23 protein-coding genes are annotated in these 25,210 nt (G+C 63.6%); 2 read left to right on the top strand and 21 right to left on the bottom strand.

The window, feature by feature from the left end; translation table 11 throughout:
* Window positions 1–45: 45 nt before the first annotated feature.
* The 4 genes from HCN50_RS26455 to HCN50_RS26470 form a co-directional block, all read right to left on the bottom strand.
* Window positions 46–642: a glutathione S-transferase family protein gene (locus HCN50_RS26455; protein WP_171712820.1), complete on the bottom strand. Its 597-nt coding sequence runs from the start codon at window positions 640–642 to the stop codon at window positions 46–48.
* A 27-nt stretch (window positions 643–669) separates the two neighbouring features.
* Window positions 670–984 carry a hypothetical protein gene (locus tag HCN50_RS33795; protein WP_235977217.1) on the bottom strand — a complete coding sequence of 105 codons (315 nt, stop codon included), beginning with the start codon at window positions 982–984 and terminating at the stop codon, window positions 670–672.
* Between the two features lie 600 nt (window positions 985–1,584).
* Entirely contained in the window at window positions 1,585–2,040 is a 456-nt protein-coding gene (locus tag HCN50_RS26465; RefSeq protein ID WP_171712821.1) for a GNAT family N-acetyltransferase, read from the bottom strand.
* 26 nt (window positions 2,041–2,066) lie between these two features.
* Window positions 2,067–3,005, bottom strand: coding sequence for a hydrogen peroxide-inducible genes activator (locus HCN50_RS26470; protein WP_171712822.1), 939 nt, complete (start codon window positions 3,003–3,005; stop codon window positions 2,067–2,069).
* Window positions 3,006–3,109: 104 nt separating this feature from the next.
* Between HCN50_RS26470 and katG the strand changes: the two genes are divergently transcribed.
* The gene (gene katG / locus HCN50_RS26475; RefSeq protein WP_171712823.1) at window positions 3,110–5,263 is read left to right on the top strand and encodes a catalase/peroxidase HPI; all 2,154 of its coding nucleotides are present in this window, start codon (window positions 3,110–3,112) and stop codon (window positions 5,261–5,263) included.
* Between the two features lie 88 nt (window positions 5,264–5,351).
* On the opposite strand, the gene HCN50_RS26480 is transcribed toward katG, so the two are convergent.
* The 10 genes from HCN50_RS26480 to rimP all read right to left on the bottom strand — a co-directional run bounded on the left by HCN50_RS26480 (window position 5,352) and on the right by rimP (window position 16,689).
* Window positions 5,352–6,098, bottom strand: coding sequence for a superoxide dismutase (locus tag HCN50_RS26480; RefSeq protein ID WP_171712824.1), 747 nt, complete (start codon window positions 6,096–6,098; stop codon window positions 5,352–5,354).
* A 225-nt stretch (window positions 6,099–6,323) separates the two neighbouring features.
* The gene (gene pnp / locus HCN50_RS26485; RefSeq protein WP_171712825.1) at window positions 6,324–8,480 is read right to left on the bottom strand and encodes a polyribonucleotide nucleotidyltransferase; all 2,157 of its coding nucleotides are present in this window, start codon (window positions 8,478–8,480) and stop codon (window positions 6,324–6,326) included.
* A 90-nt stretch (window positions 8,481–8,570) separates the two neighbouring features.
* On the bottom strand, window positions 8,571–8,717 hold the full coding sequence (locus HCN50_RS26490; RefSeq protein ID WP_171712826.1) for a hypothetical protein: 147 nt from the start codon (window positions 8,715–8,717) through the stop codon (window positions 8,571–8,573).
* A gap of 81 nt (window positions 8,718–8,798) precedes the next feature.
* The gene (gene rpsO / locus HCN50_RS26495) at window positions 8,799–9,068 is read right to left on the bottom strand and encodes a 30S ribosomal protein S15 (protein ID WP_171712827.1); all 270 of its coding nucleotides are present in this window, start codon (window positions 9,066–9,068) and stop codon (window positions 8,799–8,801) included.
* A gap of 2 nt (window positions 9,069–9,070) precedes the next feature.
* A complete protein-coding gene (gene truB / locus HCN50_RS26500) occupies window positions 9,071–10,246 on the bottom strand; it encodes a tRNA pseudouridine(55) synthase TruB (protein ID WP_171712828.1) in 1,176 nt (391 codons plus the stop codon).
* Window positions 10,243–10,659 (bottom strand): 30S ribosome-binding factor RbfA, encoded by a 417-nt coding sequence (gene rbfA, locus HCN50_RS26505; protein WP_171712829.1) that lies wholly within the window; start codon window positions 10,657–10,659, stop codon window positions 10,243–10,245. Before rbfA ends, truB begins: the two co-directional genes overlap by 4 nt.
* 152 nt (window positions 10,660–10,811) lie before the next feature.
* A complete protein-coding gene (infB, locus tag HCN50_RS26510; protein ID WP_171712830.1) occupies window positions 10,812–13,475 on the bottom strand; it encodes a translation initiation factor IF-2 in 2,664 nt (887 codons plus the stop codon).
* Between the two features lie 73 nt (window positions 13,476–13,548).
* A complete protein-coding gene (locus tag HCN50_RS26515) occupies window positions 13,549–14,229 on the bottom strand; it encodes an RNA-binding protein (RefSeq protein WP_171712831.1) in 681 nt (226 codons plus the stop codon).
* 75 nt (window positions 14,230–14,304) lie between these two features.
* Window positions 14,305–15,915, bottom strand: a complete 1,611-nt coding sequence (nusA, locus tag HCN50_RS26520) for a transcription termination factor NusA (RefSeq protein WP_171712832.1) — start codon at window positions 15,913–15,915, stop codon at window positions 14,305–14,307.
* Window positions 15,916–15,918: 3 nt separating this feature from the next.
* A complete protein-coding gene (gene rimP / locus HCN50_RS26525; protein WP_171712833.1) occupies window positions 15,919–16,689 on the bottom strand; it encodes a ribosome maturation factor RimP in 771 nt (256 codons plus the stop codon).
* A gap of 341 nt (window positions 16,690–17,030) precedes the next feature.
* Between rimP and HCN50_RS26530 the strand changes: the two genes are divergently transcribed.
* The gene (locus HCN50_RS26530) at window positions 17,031–18,101 is read left to right on the top strand and encodes a DUF2336 domain-containing protein (RefSeq protein WP_171712834.1); all 1,071 of its coding nucleotides are present in this window, start codon (window positions 17,031–17,033) and stop codon (window positions 18,099–18,101) included.
* A gap of 124 nt (window positions 18,102–18,225) precedes the next feature.
* On the opposite strand, the gene trmB is transcribed toward HCN50_RS26530, so the two are convergent.
* From trmB to HCN50_RS26565, 7 genes are all read right to left on the bottom strand, one after another.
* Window positions 18,226–18,963 carry a tRNA (guanosine(46)-N7)-methyltransferase TrmB gene (gene trmB / locus HCN50_RS26535; protein WP_376700326.1) on the bottom strand — a complete coding sequence of 246 codons (738 nt, stop codon included), beginning with the start codon at window positions 18,961–18,963 and terminating at the stop codon, window positions 18,226–18,228.
* 2 nt (window positions 18,964–18,965) lie between these two features.
* On the bottom strand, window positions 18,966–20,093 hold the full coding sequence (locus tag HCN50_RS26540) for a M20 family metallopeptidase (RefSeq protein ID WP_171712836.1): 1,128 nt from the start codon (window positions 20,091–20,093) through the stop codon (window positions 18,966–18,968).
* Between the two features lie 137 nt (window positions 20,094–20,230).
* Window positions 20,231–20,647, bottom strand: coding sequence for a helix-turn-helix domain-containing protein (locus HCN50_RS26545; RefSeq protein WP_171712837.1), 417 nt, complete (start codon window positions 20,645–20,647; stop codon window positions 20,231–20,233).
* Between the two features lie 242 nt (window positions 20,648–20,889).
* Window positions 20,890–22,500, bottom strand: a complete 1,611-nt coding sequence (gene lnt, locus HCN50_RS26550; RefSeq protein WP_171712838.1) for an apolipoprotein N-acyltransferase — start codon at window positions 22,498–22,500, stop codon at window positions 20,890–20,892.
* Window positions 22,497–23,615 carry a hemolysin family protein gene (locus tag HCN50_RS26555; RefSeq protein ID WP_376700322.1) on the bottom strand — a complete coding sequence of 373 codons (1,119 nt, stop codon included), beginning with the start codon at window positions 23,613–23,615 and terminating at the stop codon, window positions 22,497–22,499. Before HCN50_RS26555 ends, lnt begins: the two co-directional genes overlap by 4 nt.
* 1 nt (window position 23,616) lies before the next feature.
* Window positions 23,617–24,141 (bottom strand): rRNA maturation RNase YbeY, encoded by a 525-nt coding sequence (gene ybeY, locus HCN50_RS26560; RefSeq protein WP_171712840.1) that lies wholly within the window; start codon window positions 24,139–24,141, stop codon window positions 23,617–23,619.
* Window positions 24,142–24,203: 62 nt separating this feature from the next.
* Window positions 24,204–25,199, bottom strand: coding sequence for a PhoH family protein (locus HCN50_RS26565; protein WP_235977218.1), 996 nt, complete (start codon window positions 25,197–25,199; stop codon window positions 24,204–24,206).
* Window positions 25,200–25,210: the final 11 nt, after the last annotated feature.

Here is a 25,210-nt window from a genome sequence, read left to right on the forward strand (position 1 = left end):
CGTGTCTTGATGGCGGGCATGCTGCACTTTGCCCTCCTGACGCATTCACCCCGCCGCGATCTTCTCCGCGCGCTGGAACGCCGGGCGTGCCACGATGCGCTCGAGATAGGCATCGAACGACGGCCGCGACGGCAGCATCTTGAACACCCGCACCGCAAAATTCAGCCCGGAGCCGATGGTGATATCAGCGGCCGAGAATTTTTCGCCAAGAATCCATGGGCCCTTCTGCAGGGCGGCATCGAGCACGTCGAAGGTCTGGGTCGCGCTGCCCCATGCCGCCGTGCTCGGCGGCACTTCGAGCTTGGTGAAGATCTGGATGATCGCCGGTTCAATGCAGCTTGGCGAGAAGAACAGCCACTGCAGATAGCGCGCCCGCAGTGGATCGCTGACAGCAGGCGCGAGGCCCGTTTCGGGATAGCGGTCGGCGATATAGGCGCAGATCGCAGCCGCCTCACCGAGCGCGGCGTCGCCGTCCTTCAGCCCGGGCACCTTGCCCATCGGATTGATCGCGAGATACTCCGGCGCCTTCTGCGCGCCGGTCGTAATATCGGTCAGCACACGCTCATAGGGCAGACCGGATTCCTCAAGAAGCCAGATCGCGGAGAACGAGCGCGAGCGCGGCGACCAGTAAAGCTTTATCATGGTGGAACCTTTCATCGGCGTGGCACGTCAGTCATTGCTCAGATAACTTGGCAGCACTTCGTCGAGCCGTGCCGCAATCAGCGCGCGGGTCCTCTCGCGAAGGGCTGCGTTGCCCGCGGCCGTGGCCGCCGGCTCGGGAAACAGCGAGTTATCGAGCTTCGTGAGCGGATCCTCGGTCAATTGCAGTCCCCGGGCCAGTCTCGCGCCAAGATTCCCGAGCGGACGGTTGATCTGCTCGTAGGTGCTCCCGTCGAGCATGCTCAACGAAACATTGGCGAACAGGTGCGAGTGCCTAAGCACCGACCCAAGTCCGCGATTATAGGCGCCGACGCCGTCCAGCATGAGATTGGTGCCCGGATGCTGCCCCTTGAATCTCGTCACGACAAGGTATCGTTCGCAGTTTGCGGCCGGTGCGATGCTTTTGACGATCGCCGGAAGGCCCCGCGGGGATCAGGCAAGAATCGCGAGGTTGGATTATAGAAGGGCTCAAACGCGCCCTTCGGATATGCAATCCGCCGCACTGCTGGATCGGCGCCGGTTACTGCGCGGATCCGAGCGACGACGAGATCGTCGAGTCCCCATCCGTTGACCGGGACCGCACTTTCCTCCGTCTCGAAGATCGTTAGCCCGAATTTCTGTACGGCAAAGCGGTCCTCGAGTGCCGAAATGATGCCAACCCGGCAAAGGCCGGTTTCGACAACCGGCTGTGTCGCGCCGCCGGCCTTGGCTTTCGATGACGCTTTCTTTGTGACGGGCTTGGAAGGTGGTGATGCCGCCGGATTCGCCGTTGAAGGAGTTTGCGCCCATCCAGTTGCCGTGAAGGATGACATGAGAATGACTACGGCAGCGAAACTACGCAACATGACCTGAACACAAAAGTTGATGGCGCTGAATGCGAAAACTACAGGGTGCACGCACCCTTCGCAAGCGGAGCGACAGCCTTCATGCCGATTTCCGCCATCGGTAATACTTCATCATAAGCCCGGTTATCGGCTCGACCTGCTCCCTCTCGAACACGAAACCTTCGCGCTCATACCAGCGCCACGCCTTGTCATTCTCTCGCACGCAGCGCAGCCAGATTTCGTCAGGCAGATGCTGTCGCGTAAAAGTGAGCAGTTGGCGTCCGACGCTGTTGCCCTGATATTGCGGCGCGACGAACAACTGGTCGAGGTAGCAGTTTGGCAGGTGCAGCGCGAGCATCGCCGCTACTTTCCCGGCATCGTCGGCGACGTAAAGGCTCCAGCCCTTCTCCACTTCCATCGGGACACGCGCCCGCAATCTCGCCAGCAGGAGATCGCTGGGGCCTTCCAGCCCGGTCGAGACCCAGCTCTCCATCCAGACGCGGGCAATTTCGTCATATTCGTCTGCCCGGGCAGGGCGGATGGTGGGCGGCGGCATGGTCGACGTTTCCCCCGGGGTTCGTTTCAGGCCCGCGCTTTTCGCGGTGATAATTTCGCCCCGCGTTGCTCGCGCAGCGCATCGGCGGCGACGCAAACCACTTCGGAGATTTGCATGAGCTGTCCGGCGAGCGGGCTTGTCTTGCGCCAGACCATGCCGATGGTTCGCGCCGGCTGCGGATTTTTGAAACGGGCAACGGATACCGGGGCCGAGCGCGTTTCTACCGCGACCGCCATTTCCGGGATCAGGGTGACGCCGATGCCGGCGCCGACCATTTGCACGAGCGTCGACAGCGAGCTTGCGTCCAGCACCTCTCGCGGCGGCGAGGACTGCATGTTGCAGAACGACAGCGCCTGGTCGCGAAAGCAATGTCCCTCTTCAAGCAGCAACAGCCGCATCTCGCGCAGCGTCTCGTGGCTCGGCACCGGCGTTCCCTCGTCCTCGCCCGGCCGCACCAGCAGGAAATTTTCGGAAAAACACGCCACCTCGGTCAGTGATGGTTCGGATACCGGCAGCGCCACGATCGCGGTATCGAGCCGCCCCTCCGCGACCTCCTTGATCAGTTTCGGCGTCAGCGTCTCGCGCACGTGAATGTCGAGCTCGGGGTGCATGCGCGCGAGATTCTCGATCACCTTGGGCAAGAGGTAGGGCGCAATCGTCGGGATCATGCCGATGCGCAAGCGTCCCGCGAGCCGGTCACGCGAGGCGCGCGCGAAGTCTCCGAGTTCGTCGACGGAGCGCAGGATATCGCGGACACGCTGGATGATTTCCTCGCCGAATTTCGTCAGCGTGACCTGGCGGGCGTTGCGCTCCAGCAGTGCGCCGCCCAGCACCTCCTCCATTTCCTTGATCTGCATCGACAAGGCCGGCTGCGAAATCGAACAGGCCTCGGCAGCGCGGCCGAAATGGCCGTGACGCGCCAGCGCGTCGAAATAGCGAAGCTGCCGGAGGGTGATCTGGATCATCAGGCAATCTTATCGGATCGATCATTAAAATCAACTTCACCTGATGGAAGGGGGTGCTTAGAGTGCTTCCAATCCGAACAGGAAGCGACCCTCAGGAGACAATCATGGATGACAAAACCAAATGCCCGTTCTCGGGCGGCAATCGCGCACGTACAAACCGCGATTGGTGGCCGGATTCGCTGGATGTTTCGGTCCTACACCGCAATTCCACGCTCTCCGATCCGATGGGGGAGGCGTTCGACTACGCCAAGGAATTCAAGACACTCGACCTCAACGCCGTGATCAAGGATCTGCATGCGTTGATGACGGACTCACAGGAATGGTGGCCGGCCGACTTCGGTCATTACGGCGGTCTGATGATCCGTATGGCCTGGCACAGCGCAGGCACCTACCGCATCACGGACGGCCGCGGCGGCGCCGGTGCCGGTCAGCAGCGCTTCGCGCCGCTGAATAGCTGGCCTGACAACGCCAATCTCGACAAGGCACGCCGGCTTCTTTGGCCGATCAAGCAGAAATACGGCCGCAAGATTTCGTGGGCCGACCTGATGATTCTCGCCGGCAACGTCGCGCTGGAATCGATGGGCTTCAAGACCTTCGGCTTCGCCGGCGGCCGCGCCGACGTTTGGGAGCCGGAAGAGCTCTACTGGGGTCCCGAGGGCACCTGGCTTGGCGACGAACGCTACAGCGGCGAACGCCAGCTTGCCGAGCCGCTCGGCGCCGTGCAGATGGGCCTCATCTACGTCAATCCGGAAGGGCCGAACGGCAATCCCGACCCGGTCGCGGCGGCCAAGGATATCCGCGAGACCTTCTTCCGCATGGCGATGAACGACGAGGAAACCGTCGCGCTGATTGCCGGCGGCCACTCGTTCGGCAAGACCCACGGCGCCGGCGATCCGTCGCTGGTCGGCCCCGACCCGGAAAGCGGTGCGCTCGAGGATCAGGGCCTCGGCTGGAAGAGCAAGCACGGCACCGGCGTCGGCCCTGATGCCATCACCGGCGGCCCGGAAGTCACCTGGACCCAGACGCCGACCAAGTTCAGCAATCTGTTCTTCAAGAACCTGTTCGAAAACGAATGGGAGCTGACGCAGAGCCCGGCCGGGGCAAAGCAATGGCGGGCCAAAAATGCCGAAGCCACGATCCCGGACGCCTACGACAAGTCGAAGAAGCATGTGCCGACCATGCTCACCACCGACCTGTCGCTGCGCTTCGATCCCGTCTATGAAAAGATCTCGCGGCGCTTCTACGAAAATCCCGATCAGTTCGCCGATGCGTTTGCGCGGGCCTGGTTCAAGCTCACGCACCGCGACATGGGCCCGATCGCGCGCTATCTCGGCCCGCTGGTGCCGAAGGAAACGCTGATCTGGCAGGATCCGATCCCGGCGGTCGATCATCCCCTGATCGGCGAGCAGGACATCGCCGCGTTGAAGGCGAAGATTCTCGGCTCCGGCCTGTCGGTGTCGCAGCTCGTCTCGACTGCATGGGCCTCGGCCTCGACGTTCCGCGGTTCCGACAAGCGCGGTGGCGCCAACGGCGCGCGTATTCGCCTCAGCCCGCAGAAGGACTGGGAGGTCAACCAGCCGGCCGAGCTCAAGACCGTGCTGGCGAAGCTCGAAGCGATCCAGAAGGAGTTCGGCAAGAAGGTTTCGCTGGCCGACCTGATCGTTCTCGGCGGCTGCGCGGCGGTGGAGAAGGCCGCCAGGGATGCAGGCCTAGACGTGAAGGTACCCTTCACGCCGGGCCGCATGGATGCGTCGCAGGACCAGACCGACGTCGAGTCCTTTGCCCCGCTCGAGCCGCGTGCCGACGGCTTCCGCAACTACATCAGCAGCAAGAGGCACCAGTTCATGAAGCCTGAGGAGGCGCTAGTGGACCGGGCGCAATTGCTGCGGCTGACGGGACCTGAGATGACGGTTCTGGTCGGCGGCCTGCGTGTCCTCGGCGCAAATTTCGGCGGCTCCAAGCATGGCGTGTTCACCAGCAAGCCGGACACGCTGACGAACGACTTCTTCGTCAACCTGCTCGACATGGCTACACAGTGGCAGCCCGCCGGCTCCGATGGTGTGTATGAGGGCCGCGACCGCAAGACCAATGCGGCCAGGTGGACCGGCACCCGCGTCGACCTGATCTTCGGATCGCACGCCCAGCTGCGGGCGTTTGCGGAAGTGTACGCCGCCGCCGATTCTAAGGAGAAGTTCGCGAAGGACTTCGTGGCGGCATGGACCAAGGTGATGAACCTCGACCGCTTCGACATCGCCTGATCGCTCGCGATTCACGTGAAAGGGCGGCCTTTTGGCCGCCCTTTTTGTTTTCCGTGCCAGCTTCGCGCTGGCAGCCTGAGCGTCGGGCTCACACGCCGAGCGTACCAGCCTTCGCAGCAGCATAACGCTCGGCAACCTTGGCCCAGTTCACCGTATTCCACCACGCCTTGAGATAATCGGCGCGGCGGTTCTGGTAGTTGAGATAATAGGCGTGCTCCCAGACGTCGTTGCCCATCAGCGCGCGCTTGCCGTCCATCATCGGATTGTCCTGGTTCGGACGCGTCTCGATCGCGAGCTTGCCGTCCTTGGCTACCGTGACGAACACCCAGCCGGAGCCGAACTGGCGTCCGCCGGCGGCATTAAAATCGTTTTGGAATTTTTCCATGCCGCCGAGGTCGCGATCGATCGCGGCCAGCAATTCGCCCTCCGGCTTGCCGCCGTTCGGGCCCATGATCTCCCAGAACATGGTGTGGTTGGCGTGGCCGCCGAGATTGTTGCGGACGGTGAATTTGATGCTGTCGTCGAGCGCGTTCAGGTTGCCGAGCACATCCTCGATCTTCGCCGTCCCCAGTTGCGGATTGGTCTTGGCGACGTTGTTGACGTTGGCGACATAGGCCGCGTGGTGCTTGTCATGATGGATTTCCATCGTCTTGGCGTCGATATGCGGCTCGAAGGCGTTGGTCGGATAGGCCAGCGGCGGCAGCGTGAAGGGACCGGTTGGGGCGGCCGCCGGGGCAGGTGCGGCAGCCTGCGCGAAGACGACACGTGGGGCCGCGGCCACGGCTGCGAGGCCGGTTGCAGCAAACATCAGATGGCGCCGGGACATGGATGACATCGACTTCTCCTGTAAGTGAACTGAGTGAATATCTGTTGGACGGAACGCCGTTAGGCCGCTGCGCGCGGCAAGGTACGGGTGATGGGCAGGATCGGGTTTCGTTTTCTGTCCTCATGAGCCTGCGACGTAATCGCACAGGTGCGGCCGTCCCGACAATGTAACTCGGGCAGCCAACAAAAAAGGGCGGCCGTTCGGCCGCCCTCTTGTTCACATTTTAGCGATGCCTTACTCGCCGGCCGCTTCGCGCGGCGCCTGGGCCTCCGCCTTCTGCTTGGCCTCGAGGTCCTCGCCGGTCGTCTGGTCGACCACCTTCATCGACAGGCGGGTCTTGCCGCGGTCGTCGAAGCCGAGCAGCTTGACCTTGACCTTGTCGCCTTCCTTGACGACGTCGGAGGTCTTCTGCACGCGGTTGGCCGCAAGCTGGCTGATGTGGACGAGACCGTCCTTGGCGCCGAAGAAATTCACGAAGGCGCCGAACTCCATCACCTTGACCACGGTGCCGTCGTAGATCTGGCCGATTTCCGGATCGGAGGCGATCGACTTGATCCACTTGATCGCAGCCTTCATCGCCTCGCCGTCGTTGGAGGCGACCTTGACGGTGCCGTCGTCCTCGATGTTGACCTTGGCGCCGGTCTTCTCGACGATCTCGCGGATCACCTTGCCGCCGGTGCCGATCACTTCACGGATCTTGTCGGTGGCAATCTTGAAGGTCTCGATGCGCGGCGCGTACTCGCCGAGCTCGGCGCGGGCGTTGGTGAGCGCCTTGGCCATTTCGCCGAGGATGTGGACACGGCCCTCCTTGGCCTGACCGAGCGCGACCTTCATGATCTCCTCGGTGATGCCCTCGATCTTGATGTCCATCTGCAGCGAGGTGATGCCCTGGTCGGTGCCGGCCACCTTGAAGTCCATGTCGCCGAGATGGTCCTCGTCACCGAGGATGTCGGACAGGACCGCAAAGCGGGAGCCTTCCAGGATCAGGCCCATCGCGATGCCCGCGGTCGGCCGCTTCAGCGGCACGCCCGCATCCATCAGCGCCAGCGAGGCGCCGCACACCGAGGCCATCGAGGACGAACCGTTGGATTCGGTGATCTCGGAGACCACGCGCACCGTGTAAGGGAATTCGTGGTGCGGCGGCAGGACCGGATGGATCGCGCGCCAAGCGAGCTTGCCGTGGCCGACCTCGCGGCGCTTGGTGCCGCCGAGGCGTCCGGTTTCGCCGACCGAGAAAGGCGGGAAGTTGTAGTGCAGCAGGAACGTCTCCTTGTACGTCCCCGACAGCGCGTCGATGTACTGCTCGTCCTCGCCGGTGCCCAGCGTGGTCACGACCATCGCCTGGGTCTCGCCGCGGGTGAACAGCGCCGAGCCGTGGGCGCGCGGCAGCACGCCGACCTCGGCGACGATGTTGCGGACCGTCTTGACGTCGCGGCCGTCGATCCGCTTGCCGGTGTCGAGGATGTTCCAGCGAACGATCTTGGCCTCGAGCTCCTTGAATACGCCGGCGATGCGCAGCTTGTCGTACTTCGGCTCCTGCCCCTCGGGGAAGTAGTGCGCGATCACCTTTTCCTTGGCCGCGCCGACTGCCGCATAGCGGTCCTGCTTGATCGGGATCGCGTAAGCCGCACGCAGGTCCTGCTCGATCAGGCCGAGCATTTCCTTCTCGATCTCACTATTATCGATGGCGGTGACTTCGCGCGGATCCTTGGCGGCCTTCTCGGCCAGTTCGATGATCGCGTTGATTACCGGCTGGAAGTGGCGATGGCCGAACATCACGGCGCCGAGCATGATCTCTTCCGAGAGCTCCTTGGCTTCGGACTCGACCATCAGCACCGCATCCGACGTCCCGGCGACGACGAGATCGAGCTGCGTGTCGGTCATCTCATCGAGCGTCGGGTTGAGGATGTACTCGTCGTTGCTGAAGGCGACGCGGGCGGCGCCGATCGGTCCCTTGAACGGGACGCCCGACAGCGTCAGCGCCGCGGAGGCGGCAACCATCGACAGCACGTCGGGATCGTTTTCCATGTCGTGCGAGAGCACGGTGACGATGACCTGGGTTTCGTTGCGCCAGCCGTCGGCGAACAGCGGACGGATCGGACGGTCGATCAGGCGGGAGACCAGCGTTTCCTTTTCGGTCGGGCGTCCCTCGCGCTTGAAATAGCCGCCGGGAATGCGGCCCGCGGCGTAGGATTTTTCCTGGTAGTCGACGGTCAGCGGCAGGAAGTCGACGCCCTCGCGCGGCGCTTTGGCGGCGACGACGGTGGCGAGCACCACGGTCTCGCCATAGGTGGCCATCACGGCGCCGTCGGCCTGACGGGCGATCTTGCCGGTTTCCAGTTTGAGGGGACGTCCACCCCAGTCGATCTCGACGGAATGCTTATTGAACATATCGGTTTCTTTCATGGGTTCACGAGAGAACGGGGCCCAAAAACATAAAGACCATGCGCAAGATGGCGGGGCGCTGATCGCAATGCGAGATCAGCGTCCGGCGATCCTGCCATGGTCTTTATCTTTCGGATGGCGTCCATCCTCTCGGCAGTCACGGGCACCTTGCCCTGTCCAGCGGCCGGATTGCTGCTGGGCGTTGTCGAGCATGATCCTGGTCGGATGATGCTCCTTGCGCATGATCGTCTCCAAAAATTGGAGTCCGGTTTCTTCGGAAGATCATGCGAAAACGCGCGCAAACTGCGCGCGCATACGCTCAAATCAACGACGAATGTTATGCTTTTCGAGCAACGCCTTGTAACGCGCCTCGTCCTTCCTCTTGATGTAATCGAGAAGCGAACGGCGCGTCGACACGAGCTTCAGAAGGCCGCGGCGTGAATGATTGTCCTTCACGTGGGTCTTGAAGTGGCTCGTCAGATTATTGATGCGTTCCGACAGGATCGCAACCTGGACCTCGGGCGAGCCGGTGTCGCCGGCTTTGGTGGCATTCGTCTTGATGACTTCCGCTTTGCGTTCGGCGGTAATCGACATCGTCAAACTCTCTCATTGCTGCGACCGGGGCTGGCAGTCAGCCCGGTCAGGTTGAACACGCGCTTGGGGATGAGTTCGCCATTGCCAATTTCGGCAAGCGCCAGAAGGCGGCCTGCCACCGTGACATAGACTGTGCCGCTACTATTGGGCGCATCCCGTCCGCGCAACAAAACGGCTTGGCCCCGGTGGAGCCTTGCCGCATCAGCCCGTGTGACGGCCAGTGCCGGGATGTCGTCCAGCGCGGTCTCAACGGGCAAAAGCGCGTCGGCGAGGCTTCCCTCGCCAGACGCGGCTCTATTGCATAAAGCCTCCAACTCTTCCAGCGGAATCATGTCCGTCTCGCGGAACGGGCCCACCAGGGTCCGCCGCAATGCGCAGATATGGCCGAAACAGCCCAGAATCCGGCCGATATCGCGGGCCAGCGCCCGGACATAGGTCCCCTTGCCGCACTCGGCCTCGAACACGGATAGGCCGTTATCTCCATGTTCTATAAGGGTTAATTCGTGAATCTCGACCGGGCGGGGCTTCAATTCGACAGTCTCGCCGTCCCGCGCCAGGTCATAGGCGCGCTCGCCCTGGACCTTGATTGCGGAATATTGCGGCGGGATCTGCTCGATCAGGCCGGTGAACTGCGGCAGCAGGGCCCGGATCGCGTCCGCCGACGGCCGCAGCTCGGAGGTCTTGACCACGCGGCCCTCGGTATCGTCGGTGTCGCGCTCTTCGCCCCAGGCTACCGTGAAGCGATAGCGCTTGCGGCCGTCCATCACAAAGGGAACCGTTTTGGTGGCCTCGCCCAGCGCGATCGGCAGCCCGCCGGACGCCAGCGGATCGAGCGTGCCGGCATGGCCGGCGCGCTTGGCCTGGAACAGCCGCTTGAGCACGGCAACCGCGTGCGTCGAGGTCATGCCGATCGGCTTGTCGAGAACGACCCAGCCATGAACGTCGCGCTTGTCGCGCCGCGGCTGGTTGTTCTGGCGCGCCTGCTTGTTGCGTGGATCGTTGTTGGTGCGGCGATTGCTATCGTCCGCGCGGCGCTCGCCGTCCTTGACGCGGCGCTCGCCGTCGCCAGCGCGACCTTGGTCGTCGCCACGCAACTCATCTGAAAAAATATCTTCTTCAGCGTCGTGCGAATCGGCAGTTTGCTGCGCGATCACGCGGTGGGCGGATGGCATATTCATGACTTGTCGTCCGAGTCGGGTGCGAGGTCTCGTTGCACCGCAGGTGTTCTCAGTAATTTCTCGATCCGTTCCGCTTCGTCGAATCGTTCGTCGACGCGAAAGCGGAGGTCAGGGGCAAATTTTAAGTTAACGCGGTGAGCGATCTCGCCGCGCAGGAATTTCTTGTTACGATCGAGTGCCGCAAGCACGATATCGGTGTCGCGGCCGCCGAGCGGCATCACATAAATCGTCGCGAGCTTCAGGTCAGGCGACATCCTCACTTCGGGAACGGTGATGATGTGGCCTTCGAGATCGGGGTCGTGCACGTTACCGTGCGATAGAATATCGGCGACCGCGTGGCGCACGGTCTCGCCAACGCGCAATTGACGTTGCGAGCCGCCGGGAGCGGAACCCTTGTTGTGATGGCGGGGCATTGCGGTCTCTCAAAAGACGTCATGCCCGCTTGTCGCGGGCATCCACGTCTTGCTTGTTCAATCAGGATCAGGACGTGGATGGCCGGAACAAGTCCGGTCATGACGTCACGCTTTCAGTCAATAAAATCCCAGGCTCTTCGCAAGATTTGGACTTACAGAGAGCGCTGGATGGTCTCGATGCGATAACACTCGATCACGTCGCCGACACGCATGTCGCCGTAATTCTCGAACGCCATGCCGCATTCCTGGCCGGATTGCACTTCCTTCACTTCATCCTTGAAGCGCTTCAGCGTCGAGAGCTTGCCTTCGTGCACGACGACGTTGTCGCGGATCAGGCGAACGTTGGCGCCGCGCTCCACGGTGCCGTCGGTGACACGGCAGCCGGCCACCTTGCCGACCTTGGAGATGTTGAACACCTCCAGGATCTGCGCATTGCCCAGCATGGTTTCGCGCAGCGTCGGCGCGAGCAGGCCGGACATCGCCTTTTTGATGTCGTCAACGAGATCGTAGATGATGTTGTAGTAGCGAATCTCGATGCCGTTGCGCTTGGCGGCCGCCGCGGCTTCCTTGTTGGCGCGCACCGAGAAGCCGATGATCGCGGCATTGAAGCCTTCCGCCAGCGTCACGTCGGATTCCGAGATGCCGCCGACGCCTGCATGCAGGATGCGGGCGGCGACTTCTTCGGTACCGAGCTTTTCCAGCGATCCGAGGATGGCTTCGAGCGAGCCCTGCACGTCGGCCTTCACGATCAGCGGGAATTCCTTGCGGCCTGCCGTCTTGAGCTGCGACATCATCTGCTCGAGCGAGCCGCGCATGCCGGAAATCGAGGCGGCGGCATTCTCGCGCTTCTGGTGGGCGCGATAGCTCGTGACCTGGCGGGCGCGGGCTTCGTTCTCGACGACCGCGAGGCGGTCGCCGGCTTCCGGCGGTCCGTTGAAGCCGAGCACTTCGACCGGCACCGACGGTCCGGCCTCGTCAAGGTTGTCGCCCTGGTCGGAGATCAGCGCGCGGACGCGGCCCATCTCGGCGCCGGCGACGATGATGTCGCCGACCCTGAGCGTGCCGCGCTGCACCAGCACGGTCGCGACCGGACCGCGGCCGCGATCGAGCTTGGCTTCGATCACGGTACCTTCGGCGGGCCGTTCCGAATTGGTCTTCAGCTCGAGCAGTTCGGCCTGCAGCGCGATCATCTCCAGCAGCTTGTCGAGATTGGTCTTGTTCTTGGCGGAAACCTCGACGTCGACCACTTCACCGCCGAACGATTCGACCTGGACCTCGTGCTGCAGAAGTTCGGTGCGCACGCGCTCCGGCTTGGCGTCGGGCTTGTCGATCTTGTTGATCGCAACGATCATCGGAACCTTCGCCGCCTTGGCGTGGTTGATCGCTTCCACCGTCTGCGGCATGACGCCGTCGTCGGCCGCAACCACCAGGATCACGATATCGGTTACCTTGGCGCCGCGGGCGCGCATCGCGGTGAACGCGGCGTGGCCGGGCGTATCGATGAAGGTGATCTTCTTGCCGCTTTCCGGCGAGGTCACCTGATAGGCGCCGATATGCTGGGTGATGCCGCCGGCTTCGCCCGACACCACGTTGGCGTGGCGGAGCGCGTCGAGCAGCGAGGTCTTGCCGTGGTCGACATGGCCCATCACGGTAACGACCGGCGAGCGTGGCTCGGTGTCGGTGGTATCGTCGACGACGTCGAACAGGCCCTCTTCAACGTCGGAGGCTGCGACGCGCTTGACGGTGTGGCCCAGTTCCTCGGCGATCAGTTGCGCGGTATCGGCGTCGATCACGTCGGTGATCTTGTGCATCGCACCCTGCTTCATCAGCATGCGGATGACGTCGACCGCGCGCTCCGACATGCGGTTGGCGAGTTCCTGGATCGTGATCGCTTCCGGGATCGTGACCTCGCGGATCAGCTTTTCCTTCGGCTCGTTCGAAGTGTGGCCCTTCAGGCGCTGGGTACGGCGGCGGAACGAGGCGATCGAACGCTCGCGAACGTCGTCATTGAGCGCCGTGACCACGGTGAGGCGGCCGCGCTCCTTCTGCGGCCCGGGCTTGTGCGTGGTCTTGGGGGCAGCGACGGGACGCATGGCGCCGCCGGGGCCACGTCGGACCTGGCGCGGACCTTCGTCCTCATCGGAACCGTCGGCGGCAATGCCCGGGGCGCGCGCAACCGGCGCGGTGGCCGGACGGGCTCCAGCCGGCCGGGCCGCGGCAGGTCGGGCCGCAGCCGCTGTCGCCGTCGCGGGCGCTGGCGTCGCAGTCTTGGTCTCGCCCTCGCCGAACCGCTTCTTGGCCTCGCCTTCGGCTTTGCGCTTGGCTTCTTCTTCCTGCCGGTGCCGCTCTTCCTCGGCCTTGCGGCGGGCTTCGGCAGCCTCGCGTTCGGCCTTCTCGGCGATTTCACGGCTGGCGCGGCGCTTGGCCTCTTCCTCGGCCTGCCGCCGTTCCTCGATCTCGCGCACCTTGGCGTCGGCCAGCGCGCTGGCGCGGGCGGAACGCTCATCCTCGGTCAGCGTGCGCAGCACGACGCCCGAACCGCTGCGCGGCGCAGCGGCCGGCGTTGCCGCAGGCCGGGAGAGGGGAGCTTTGGCAGCGGGCGCCGCCTTGGCGGCCGCCTGTTCGGGCGCGTGCGTCTCCGCCGCCGGCGCTTCTCCGCCGACGCGGCGCTTGCCGCGCTTTTCGACCACGACCTGCTTGGTCCGGCCATGGCTGAAGCTCTGGCGCACGGTGCCCGTCTCGACCCGCGGCTTCAGCGTCAAGGTCTTGGTCGGGACACTCAAAGTCTTGTCGCCAGGCGTTTTAGTATCAACCATTCAGCAGTCCTAATCTCGTTAGCGTTGGGCGCTTGCGCGCCGTCATTGCAGCTATCTTTGGAACCGATCGTCGTCAGAATTTCTGGCCGCTATCCCCGGTCTTGTCGTCGTCGTCCGTCCGGTATCGAACCAGGATCTGGCAGCGCGACAGGAACGTCTTGCTCGCCGGGCCCGCGAGCAGGGCAGCATGTATCACATTTGACCGGCCCAGTGCCAAATCCAATTGTTCCGAGGTTAAAGCGGTAACGATCGGCAAATCCCGCGATTCACCGATATTTCGGCTCCTTTGCCCTGCGATCGCGCCCAATTTGCGGATTCCGTCGGCCGCGCCGTCGGAAGCGTGGATCAGGGCTTCGGCCCTGCCCTGCTCGAGCAGGCCCTCGACCTTGGCAAAGCCGGAGATGACCTGACCGGCCTTGGCCGCCATGGCCAGTGCCTCGGTACAGCTTCGTTCCAGCAGTGCCTCGGTATCGGCGGGAAGGGTCGCCGCAACCCGGACGTCGCGCTTGAACCCTCGGCTAAATTGGTGACGCCGGACCGCTTCCGCAACGGTCCGGCGCGACGCGCGGACCCATAGTCCGCGGCCGGGCAGCTTGCGCTTCAAATCGGGAACGACTTCGCCCGACGGGGCGACCACAAAGCGGATCAGTTCATCGATTGGGCGCACCTCGCGGCTGACCGCGCACATCCGCATGGTCGCGGACTTATCGGTCCGCGGCCCATGATCGAGTTCGGGATCAGCCAAAGCAAGCATGTGTGTTCGATGGTTCCTGTCATCTGCGCACGGTCAGCGCGCAGAAAAGATATCCGCCATTGCGTAACACCCGCATTACGCCGTCTGTTCTTCGGTGGCCTGGGCCGCCTCGGTCTGCTTGGCGAGCTCGGCCTCGGTGATCCAGCCGGCAATGACGCGGGCCTGCATGATCATGCGCTCGGCGTCGTCGCGCGAGATCTCGTTGGCGTCGAGAATGCCGGCGTGCTTGGTCTGCTCGCCGCCATCCTTGCGCTCGGTCCAGCCGACCAGATCGTCGGTGGCGCAGCCCGCGAGGTCTTCGACGGTCTTGATGTCATTCTCACCGAACTTCACCAGCATCTTCGAGGTCACGCCCGGAACCTTCTTCATGGCATCGTCGACGCCGAGTTCCTTGCGCTTGTTTTCCAACTCGGTTTCGAGCTTTTCGAGATATTCCCTCGCGCGGCTCTGCAGCTCGTTGGCGGTTTCCTCGTCGAAACCTTCGATGCCGGCCAGTTCCTTGACATCGACCAGCGCAAGTTCCTCGACCGACGTGAAGCCTTCCGACGCCAGCAACTGGCCGACCACCTCGTCGACGTTCAGCGCTTCCATGAAGACCCGCGTCGAATTCTCGAAGTCGGCCTGACGGCGCTCCGATTCCTCCTGTTCGGTCAGGATGTCGATATCCCAGCCGGTCAGTTGCGAGGCGAGACGCACGTTCTGGCCGCGCCGGCCGATCGCGAGCGAGAGCTGATTGTTGGTATCGGGAACGACGACCTCGATCCGCTCGCGGTCCTCGTCGATCACGACCTTGGCGACTTCAGCGGGCGCCAGCGCGTTGACGACGAAGGTCGCAATGTCGGGCGACCACGGAATGATGTCGATCTTCTCGCCCTGCAGTTCGTTCACCACCGCCTGCACGCGCGAACCGCGCATGCCGACGCAGGCACCGACCGGATCCACCGAGGAATCGCGGGAAATCACGCCGATTTTCGCGCGAGAGCCGGGATCGCGGGCCACTGCCTTGATCTCGACGATGCCGTCATAGATCTCCGGCACTTCCTGCGCGAACAGTTTCGCCATGAATTGCGGATGGGTGCGGGAGAGGAAAATCTGCGGCCCGCGGGTTTCGCGCCGGACATCGAAGATGTACGCGCGGACGCGGTCGCCGTTACGGAATACCTCTCGCGGCAGCATTTCGTCGCGGCGGATGATGGCTTCGCCGCGGCCGAGGTCGACGATCACGCTGCCATATTCGACGCGCTTGACGACGCCGTTGACGATGTCGCCGATGCGGTCCTTGAATTCCTGATATTGCCGGTCACGCTCGGCCTCGCGCACCTTCTGCACGATCACCTGCTTGGCGGATTGCGCGGCGATGCGGCCATATTCCAGCGGCGGCAGCGTGTCGGCGATGGTGTCGCCGACCTGGGCGCCCGGGTTGGCGCGCTGCGCGTCCGCCAGCGAAATCTGGTTTGCGGAATTCTCGACCTGCTCGACAACGAGCATGTGGCGCGACAGCCGCAGTTCGCCCTTCTTGGCGTCGATCTCGGCATGAACGTCGGTCTCGCTGCCGTAACGGGCGCGGGCCGCTTTGGCGATGGCGTCTTCCATCGCAGCAATCACGATCCCGCGGTCGATCGACTTTTCGCGGGCGACCGCGTCTGCGATCTGCAGCAGTTCGAGTTTGTTGGCGCTGACGGCCATGGTCTAGTCTCCTTCGGTAGGATCGATCTCGCCTCTGCGCAATCTTTCTGCGGCAAGGCGGTGTCTCTTGGTGTTGATCGGCAGCGGCTTCTTGCCGGGCTTCGATTTGTTGCTCTTGTTGTCTCTCTTGGCCGGATCGCCCTTCTTCGCGTGCGGCGGAGGCGGCGGCACCAGCCCGAGGTTCTGCTTCAATTCGCGCTCGGCCTGCTTGCCGCGCCGCATCGATTCCGCAATCAACTCATCCGTCAGAACGAGCCGCGCATCGGCGATGTCTTCCATCACCAGAAGCACGTCGGCATCTTCGTCGGCGCGTGCATCGTCCCGGTGGAGCCGTACGGCGTCACCTTCGACGCCGGCCAGCGTACCACGAAAACGCTTGCGGCCCTGATGGGCAACGGCCATTTCGATTTTCACGAGATGACCGGCATAGCGCTCGAAATCGGAGCGGCGCACCAACGGACGGTCGATGCCGGGCGAGGATATCTCCAGCCGGTAAGCGCGGTCGATCGGATCGGCGACGTCGAGCACCGGCGACAGCGCCCGCGAGATCGCCTCGCAATCCTCGATATGCATCGATCCATCGGGCCGCTCGGCCATGATCTGAACGGTGCAGCCGGCTTCACCCGATATTCTGATCCGGACCAGCCGATAGCCCATTCCCTGCAGTACCGGGCCCGCGACCGCCGATACCCGCGCCGCCACGCCCGGCTCGACGACGAGACGGGGCTCGGCGAGCAGGTCGGCATCCACGGAACCAGCAGTTGGATCGGTCATGTCCAGGGTCAAAAGCGTGTTACTTGCATAGTTTTAAGCCGGGCCCTAACCGGAGGTTCCGGCCGGTTCCCCGAACCACCCCGCGACGCCCGTTCTGGGCGGGGCGGGTTCAGGTAATAAAAAAGAGCGGGTCCCGGGGGGCCCACTCTCAATACGCGATCGTATGAGAACGATAAGTTGCCGCGGATATAGCGGTTTTTCCGTAATCCGACAAGGCCCGCGATCCCGTTAAGTCCGATTTTGCCAAGCTTTGAGCGGCGAGGCAAAGCCTAACCCTTCATTCATGAACGCTGCCTAGATTTCCCGAAAAACCAGCCAATTCGGCTGGTTTAGGTGGGTTTATGACGATTTCACCATCGCTGATCCCGGAACTCGACGACATTGTCAGTCGTGGCGATCCCAAGCGCCGCGCCGATGCCGCGCGCCGCGTCAGCGAGCTTTTTTTGCAGGGGGCCGCGACCTTCCGCCCGGATCATGTCGATCTGTTCGACGGTGTCCTGACCAGTCTCGTCCCGCATGCCGAACTCGAAGCCCGCGCTGAATTGGCCGAGCGGCTGTCGCTGTTGGCGAACGCGCCGCGTGGCCTTGTCAATCAGCTCGCCCATGAGGACGAGATCACCATCGCTGGTCCGCTGCTGCGCCGCTCGGCGGTCATCGATGAAAAAATGCTGGTCGAAATCGCGTCCGAGAAGGGCCAGGGGCATCTGCTGGCGATGGCGGAGCGGCCAACGCTTTCAACCGATCTCACCGATATAATGGTCGCGCGCGGCGATCGCGCCGTGCTCAGGCGCGCGGCCGGCAATGCCGGCGCGGCGTTCTCGTCCAGCAGCTATTCGACGCTGATCAAGCGCGCCGGCCAGGACGGCGTGCTGACGATCAAGCTTGGCCAGCGCGACGACCTGTCACTTACGCAATTGCAGGAGTTGCTCTCCGGCTCCATCGACGTAATCCGCCGCCGGCTGTTCCAGGTCGTCAAGCCCGAGCGGCAGGCCGACATCAAGCAGGCGATGACCGCCATCAACGGCCCGTCCGAACGCGAGGAGCGGCGCGACTTTACGTCGGCGCAGCGTACGGTGTTGAAGCTGCACCGCGAGGGCGCACTCGGCGAGGGCGCGCTGCTCAACTTCGCCCGGGTCTTCAAGTACGAAGAGTCGATCGCCGCGCTGTCGGCGATGACCGGCGTCAAGATCGAAACCCTCGACCGTCTGATCAGCGGCGAACGCTACGACCCGATCCTGATCGCCGGCAAGGCTATCGATCTCGAATGGGCGACGGTGCGCGCGCTGATCCTGCTGCGGCTCGGCCCGAACCGGACGGCATCTCCGGCCGACATCGAAAACGCGCGGGTGAATTACGTGCGCCTGATGCCCTTGACCGCCCAGCGCGTCGTCGAGTTCTGGAAGACGCGGTAATCCGACCCGATGCTTTCTCTTCGTCATCGCTTCGTCAGGCGTGTCAGTCGTTCCGGGGCGCGAAGCGAACCCGGAACATCGAGGTTCCGGGCTTGATGCTTCGCATCGCCCCGGAACGACGTGCTTAACTCACCCGCCGAAACCGCAAATACGTCGCCACGCGCCCCTCGCGTTCGGCTTTGCGGCCGTAGCGCGTCATGGTGTAGCCTTCCCAGGGCTTGCGCCAATCGTCGGCGCGCTCGGCGGTCCAGACAAAATCGGCGCTGCGCATCAAATGCGCCAGCGTCCAGGCGCAGTAGTCATCGATGTCGCTGACAAAGCGGAATTCGCCGCCGTCTTTCAGGATGCGCGCCATGGCTTTGACCGTTGCATCCTGCACGAAGCGGCGCTTCCAGTGCCGCCGCTTCGGCCAGGGGTCGGGATGGATCAGGTCGATCCGCTTAAGCGAACGCGGTGGGGACCAGGCCAGCAATTCCGCGGCGTCGCCGGCATAGAGTTTGATATTGCCGATGTTGTGCGCCTCGATCTGCGTCAGAATTTTCGCCATTCCGTTGACATAGGGTTCGCACCCGATGAAGCCGATATTCGGAAAGGCTTGCGCTTCCGCGATCAAATGTTCGCCGCCGCCGAAGCCGATTTCGAGCCTGACATCCTCCGTCTCGCCATCGAAGAGATCGGCGAGCCGCGTCGGCGCGGGCGCCCCGATATCGAGCGCCAGATGCGGCAGCAGATTGTCGATCAGGTCGGCCTGATGGATGCGGAGCTTGTGGCCCTTGCGGCGGCCGAAGAACGAGCCATGCGCATGCGTCGACGCGCCGGTCTCCGGCGGCGCATCGCGGTCGCCGATGTCGCGCGGTACCATCATCATCGCAGCGTCTGGTACAGCCGGTACAACAGCCGCGCCCTCGGCTCGATCGAGGAGATGTACATCTGCTCGTAATGGGTATGCGCGCCCTGGCCGTCGACGCCGAGCCCGTCCAGCGTTGCGGTATGCGGCGCGGTGAAGTTGCCATCGGAGCCGCCTCCGGTCGAGGTGTCGATCAGATCGAAACCGATTTCGGCCGCAAGCGTCCTGGCGTGCTCGTAGAGCGCCGCGCCGGCATTGCTCTTTTCGTAAGGCGGACGATTCAACTCGCCGATCACCTTGACCGTGACGCCTTCGGTGCGGGATTTCAGACTGAGGATCTTTGCAACCAGCTCTTCGGAATCGGCGATCGTCGGCACGCGCGTGTCGACCTCGGCATAGGCTTCCTCCGCGATCACGTTCGGCCGCGTGCCGCCTCGCACAACCCCGACATTGACGGTGACGCCGCGCTTGAGGTCGTTCATCGCCTCCAGCGTTTGGATGACATTGCCGAGTTCGCGGATGGCGCTGCGACCATCCTGGGGCCGCGTGCCGGCATGCGAGGGCACGCCCTTGATGAAGACCTCGAAGCGGCCGACGCCCTTGCGTCCGGTGACGACTTTGCCGCCGTCGCGTGCCGGTTCGGTAACCAGCACATATTTCGCCTTGCGGCCCTCGCTCTCGATCAGCGCGCGCGACGTCGGGCTGCCGATCTCTTCATCGGATACGTAGAGCTGCGTGATGCTGAGCGGCGGCCGCGCGCCGTCGGCGCAAACCTGGCGGAATGCATGATAGGCGAGATAGGCGCCGCCCTTCATGTCGTAGATGCCGGGACCGAAAGCGCTGTCGCCCGCGATCCGAAATGGCAGCCGTTCGATAAAGCCAAGCGGATGCACCGTGTCCAGATGGCTCAGCACCAGGATTCCGGGCGCATCCTGCCCCCACGATGAGCGCGCCACCAGGTGATCGCCGCAGCCGGAATGACCCGCGATCCGCTCGACCGTCGCCGGCAGGCCGCGATAGCCCTCGGTGACGAGGTCGGCGAGCTTGTTGACCTGCTCGGGCGATTCGGTCGGGGTCTCGATTTCGACCCAACGGCGAATGCCCTCGAGGATCGGTGTGGGATCGAAGGGATGGGCTGTCGTCATGTTTCTATCGTATCCGATACGCCGTCATTCCCTGATGTGCAATTGCAGCATCGCGGTCGCTCGGAGAAGCGCAATGGTGCGCCAGGAATAATGGCATATTCCAGAATACGAAATTCTCAAACCCAGACGGATGAAAATCAGCGCGGGTCGGGCCCGTCGCGCGAGGCGATCTGCTCGACCAATTCGACGATCGATCGTCGCATCTTGGAATCGGTGATGCGGGTGAATGCGCGCGTCAGCGCAAGGCCTTCCGACGTCGCGAGGAAATCGGACACATAGGCCGGGGACCCGCCGTCGCTGAAGCCCTCGCCATTCGCTGCGCCGCTCGGCCCGCCGTCGAACAGAAACGACACCGGCACCTGCAATATTTCGGAGATCTGCTGCAGGCGGCTGGCGCCGACCCGGTTGGTGCCTTTTTCGTATTTCTGAACCTGCTGGAATGTGAGGCCGAGCGCTTCACCGAGCTTTTCCTGGCTCATGCCCAGCATGATGCGGCGCATCCGGACGCGGCTCCCGACATATTTGTCAACGGGATTGGGCGCTTTGGTGGACATATCTGCATCACTCCTGGGATGAGCGCCGGGATGAGGCAGTGAAACTGCAATGCCTCAGGCGCCGGTACCGTCAAATCCTGCTCGGAGGATCGGGTGGAATTGCGGACGATCTGAGCAGCGAAGTTGACTGGTTGTTGTTCTTAGCTTGCAACCGCAGAAAGCGAATCGCAGGCTGTCTGTCAACTGGTGGAACCGCGCCGCCAACGTTTTTAGTAAACCAGTGACATCCGGCGAGGTAAATCTCAGGCGGCGTGCTTAGTGGCGCGGCGTCTGATGACGAGCAGCAGGGCTGCGGCCACGATGACGGCAGCCGGGATATCTCCAAGACGAGCATAAACCGTCGGCGACAGCGCGGATGGCAGGCTGGCGTCCAGCACGCCTTCGATGCCGAGGCCGAGCCGTGCCACAATTCGCCCCGAAGGATCGATCACCGCCGAGATGCCGGTGTTGGCGGCGCGCACCATCGGCAGCCCTTCTTCGATCGCACGCAAGCGTGCTTGTTGCAGGTGCTGGTAGGGTCCGGTGGAGTTTCCGAACCAGCCGTCATTGGTCAAGTTGATGATCCAGCCAGGACGGTCGTCGCGCGCTGCAACATTCCCGGGAAAAATCGCTTCGTAGCAAATCAGCGGTAGCGCGCGCGGCGCATCAGGTATTTCCATGGCGCGACGGCGCGTGCCGGGAATGAAGCCGCCATGCACCTTTGTTAGCTGCACGAAGCCGAGCTTTTCCATCCACTCCTGAAACGGCAGATATTCGCCGAACGGCACCAGATGCAGCTTGTCATAGACCGACAGCACGCCGCCATCGTGATCGATCACATAGATCGAGTTGTAGGCGCGGGTGACGCGGGCAGCGGGGGGGCCGTCGGGGGCGCGTACCGACCCGGTGATCAGCACGGTGCCCTTGGGCAACAGCTCGGCGATTTGCGCCATCGCGTCGGCTTCCCGCATCAGGAAGAACGGGAACGCCGATTCCGGCCAGATCAGGATCTGCGCGTCGCGCACGCCGGTGGATTGCGGTCCGGAGGCGCGATCGGACAGAGCAAGATATTTCTGCATCACCTCGGCCTTGGCGCCGTAGTTGAATTTGACGTCCTGCTGCAGGTTCGGCTGCATGATGCGCAGCTTGACCTTGGTCAGGACGGTCGGCTGCAGCGACAGCCGCACGGCGCCATAGATGCCCATCGCCACGAGCAGCGCGAGCGCCGCCACCGGCGCGAGCCAGGGCTTTCGCGCGCGCGAAGATCCATCGATCAGCACAGCCGGGCTGGCAAAGATGGCGACCGTGACGAAGGTCATGCCCCACAGCCCGATCAGCGAAGCGGCCTGCGCCAGCGCCAGCGGCTCCGACAAGGCGTAGCCGAAGGCATTCCATGGAAATCCCGACAGCACATAGCCGCGCAGCCATTCGCTGACCGTGAGCCCGATGGCGAGCGCCAGCGCCCGCGAGGCATCCCGCGTCCAGATCAGACGCGCCAGCGCAAAGCCGAGCGCGGGAAATAAGGCTAGATAGGCCGGCAGGCCCAGCACCGCAAACGGCATCAGCCAGGCAAAGGTTTGTGCATCGACCAGGAAGGCGTTGCCGGTCCAGTAGAGGCCGGGCACGAAATAGCCGAGCCCGAACCAGAAGCCGGATAGCGCCGCGGCCGGCAGCCCGCGCCGTTTGCCGGCCGCCGCGCCGTCGAGCAGCCAGACCGCAACCGGAAAGGTCACGAACAGCACCGGCCAGGCATTGAACGGCGCCATCGCAAGCGTTGACAGCGCGCCTGCGGCAAGCGCGATCACTGCACGCTTCCAGCCCCAGGCCAGGATGATCGAGAGTCCCGCGGCACGGAATTTACTGGGCAAGATCACTGCGAGCCGGCTCCATCGCCAGAGGCCGGCGGCGTATTGTCGTTGGTCGGCGGCGCGTTGGTGTCCGGCGCTGCCTCGCGGCGGCCTCGGTCGCGCGTCACGCGCGGCGCCGAACGTTCCTTCCGGACTCCGATCCGCAGTCGCTTGACCCGCCGCGGGTCGGCATCGAGCACTTCGATCTCGAAATTGCCCGGACCGGCAATCACCTCGCCGCGCACCGGCAGGCGGCCGACCTGCGCGACCAGATAGCCACCCAGCGTCTCGACTTCCTCGCCGGCCTCGCCGGTGACGAATTCCTCGCCGATCATCTTGCGCGCATCTTCGAGGCTGGCGCGGGCGTCTGCGATGAAGGCATTGTCGCCCTGCCGCACGATCGACGGTGGCTCGTCGCTGTCGTGCTCGTCGTCGATCTCGCCGACGATCTGCTCGACGATGTCCTCGATCGACACCAGTCCGTCGGTGCCGCCATATTCGTCAACCACCAGCGCCAAATGAATGCGCGAGGCCTGCATCTGCGCCAGCAGATCGATCGCCCGCATCGACGGCGGCACATACAGCAGCTTGCGGATGATGTTGGTCTCGGCCAGCGGCATCGCGAGATCGACCGCGCGCAGGTCGAGGCCCGCCGGAAACGGCTTCTTGCGCTTGGGCTTGGTTGTATCGCCGACCCGCGCCTTGGCGGTCATGAATGCCAGGAGGTCGCGGATGTGAACGATGCCTTCGGGGTCATCGAGCGTTTCATTGTAGACCACGAGCCGCGAATGCGCCGCGCTCTCGAACAGGCTCATCAGCTCGCCGAGCGGAATGTCACGCTTGACCGCAACGATGTCGGCGCGATGCACCATCACGTCGGCGATGCGCCGTTCGTTGAGGCCGAGTATGTTGCGCAGCATGGTGCGTTCGATGGCGGAAAAGCCGACATCGTCGGGCGTGGAAGTGTCGAGCACCACCTGAAGATCGGCGCGGACCGACCCCGATTTCCAGCCGAACAGCGTGCGGATCGCCCGCAACAGCCAGTTTTCCGCGGCCGGCCGCAGTACCTCGCCCTCCTGCACCACCACCGGCAGGTTGCGCGTCTCGCGCGGGTTATCCTGTATCGGGTCTGAGTCCGGCATTTCAGTCCATCCGCTCCCGGTCCGCATACGGATCGGGAATGCCGAGCTGTGCGAGGATCTCGCGCTCGAGACTTTCCATGGCTTCGGCGTCGTCATCTTTCTCGTGGTCGTATCCGATCAAATGCAGGAACCCGTGAACCGCAAGATGGCTGAGGTGATGATCAAACGGCTTTTCTTCCTCATCGGCCTCTTTCCGCGTGGTCTCATAGGCGATGGCGATATCGCCGAGCATGCGGGGCGCGTCCGAAGGCGCGCTAGCGCTCGGCTGCAGCGCCGGAAACGAGAGCACGTTGGTCGGCTTGTCGATGCCGCGCCAGTTGCTGTTCAGCGTGCGGATGCCGGCATCGTCGGTCAGCATGACCGCCAGCTCAGCCTCGCCGACATCGGCATCGGCGATTTCGGCGGCGGCATCGATGGCGCGATGGATCACCGCCTCCGCGTCCGGCTCGGTCTGCCAGCAATCGGCGACGACGAGAACTTCGGTGAGTGGAAGGACGGAGGACACGAGCGTTCGAGCTCTTTGCATTGCCATGTTCGGGTTACGGCCCCGGCCCGCCTGCGGCAGGCCCGACGCCGAAGATTTCTGGGTCAAGATTTGCCGGTTGCCGGCTTCTGCGGCAATCCCTCATAGGCGGCGACGATCCGCGCCACCAGTTCATGGCGGATGACGTCTTCCGCAGTGAATTTCACCTGTGCAATGCCGTCGACGTTGTCGAGCAGCTTGCAGGCTTCGGCAAGCCCTGAAGCCTGTCCGTTCGGCAGGTCGACCTGCGATGGATCGCCGGTGACGATCATGCGGCTATTCTCGCCGAGCCTGGTCAGGAACATCTTCATCTGCATCGAGGTGGTGTTCTGCGCCTCGTCGAGGATGATGACGGCATTGGTCAGCGTGCGGCCGCGCATGAAGGCGAGCGGCGCAATCTCGATCTCGCCGGCCTGCAGCGCGCGCTCCACGATCCGCGAATCCATCAGGTCGTACAGCGCGTCGTAGATCGGCCGTAAATAAGGATCGACCTTTTCGCGCAAGTCGCCGGGCAGGAAACCGAGCCGCTCGCCCGCCTCGACCGCGGGCCGCGACAGGATGATGCGATCGACTTCCTTGCGTTCGAACAATTGCGCGGCATGCGCCACCGCAAGCCAGGTCTTGCCGGTGCCGGCCGGGCCGGTGCCGAACACCAGTTCGTGGCGTTTCAGCGCGCGGATGTAGGAATCCTGCGCCGCCGTGCGTGCGCGCACCGGGCGCTTGCGCAAATTGATGGTCTCGAAGGTGGGCTTTGCGGTCTTGGCGTCGAATTCGAACAGCGAGCCCTGCGCGAGCACCGCGCGGATCGCGCCTTCGACTTCGCCCTGCGAGAGGTCGTGGCCCTGCACGGCCTGCGCATACAGCGTTTCCAGCACCCGCCGCGCGGCGTCGCAGCCGTCGCGCGAGCCGCCGATGGTGATGTGGTTGCCGCGGGAATCGACGACGACGCCGAGCCGCCGTTCGATCAGCGCCAGGTTCTGGCCGTAAGGGCCGACCAGGACGGAAGCGGCGCGGTTGTCGTCGAAATCGATGACGACCTGGGTCTCCGGCGGAATTTGCATGTCGCGATCAA

The sequence above is a fragment of the Bradyrhizobium archetypum genome, from assembly GCF_013114835.1.
In the GTDB taxonomy this organism is placed as follows: Bacteria; Pseudomonadota; Alphaproteobacteria; order Rhizobiales; family Xanthobacteraceae; genus Bradyrhizobium; species Bradyrhizobium archetypum.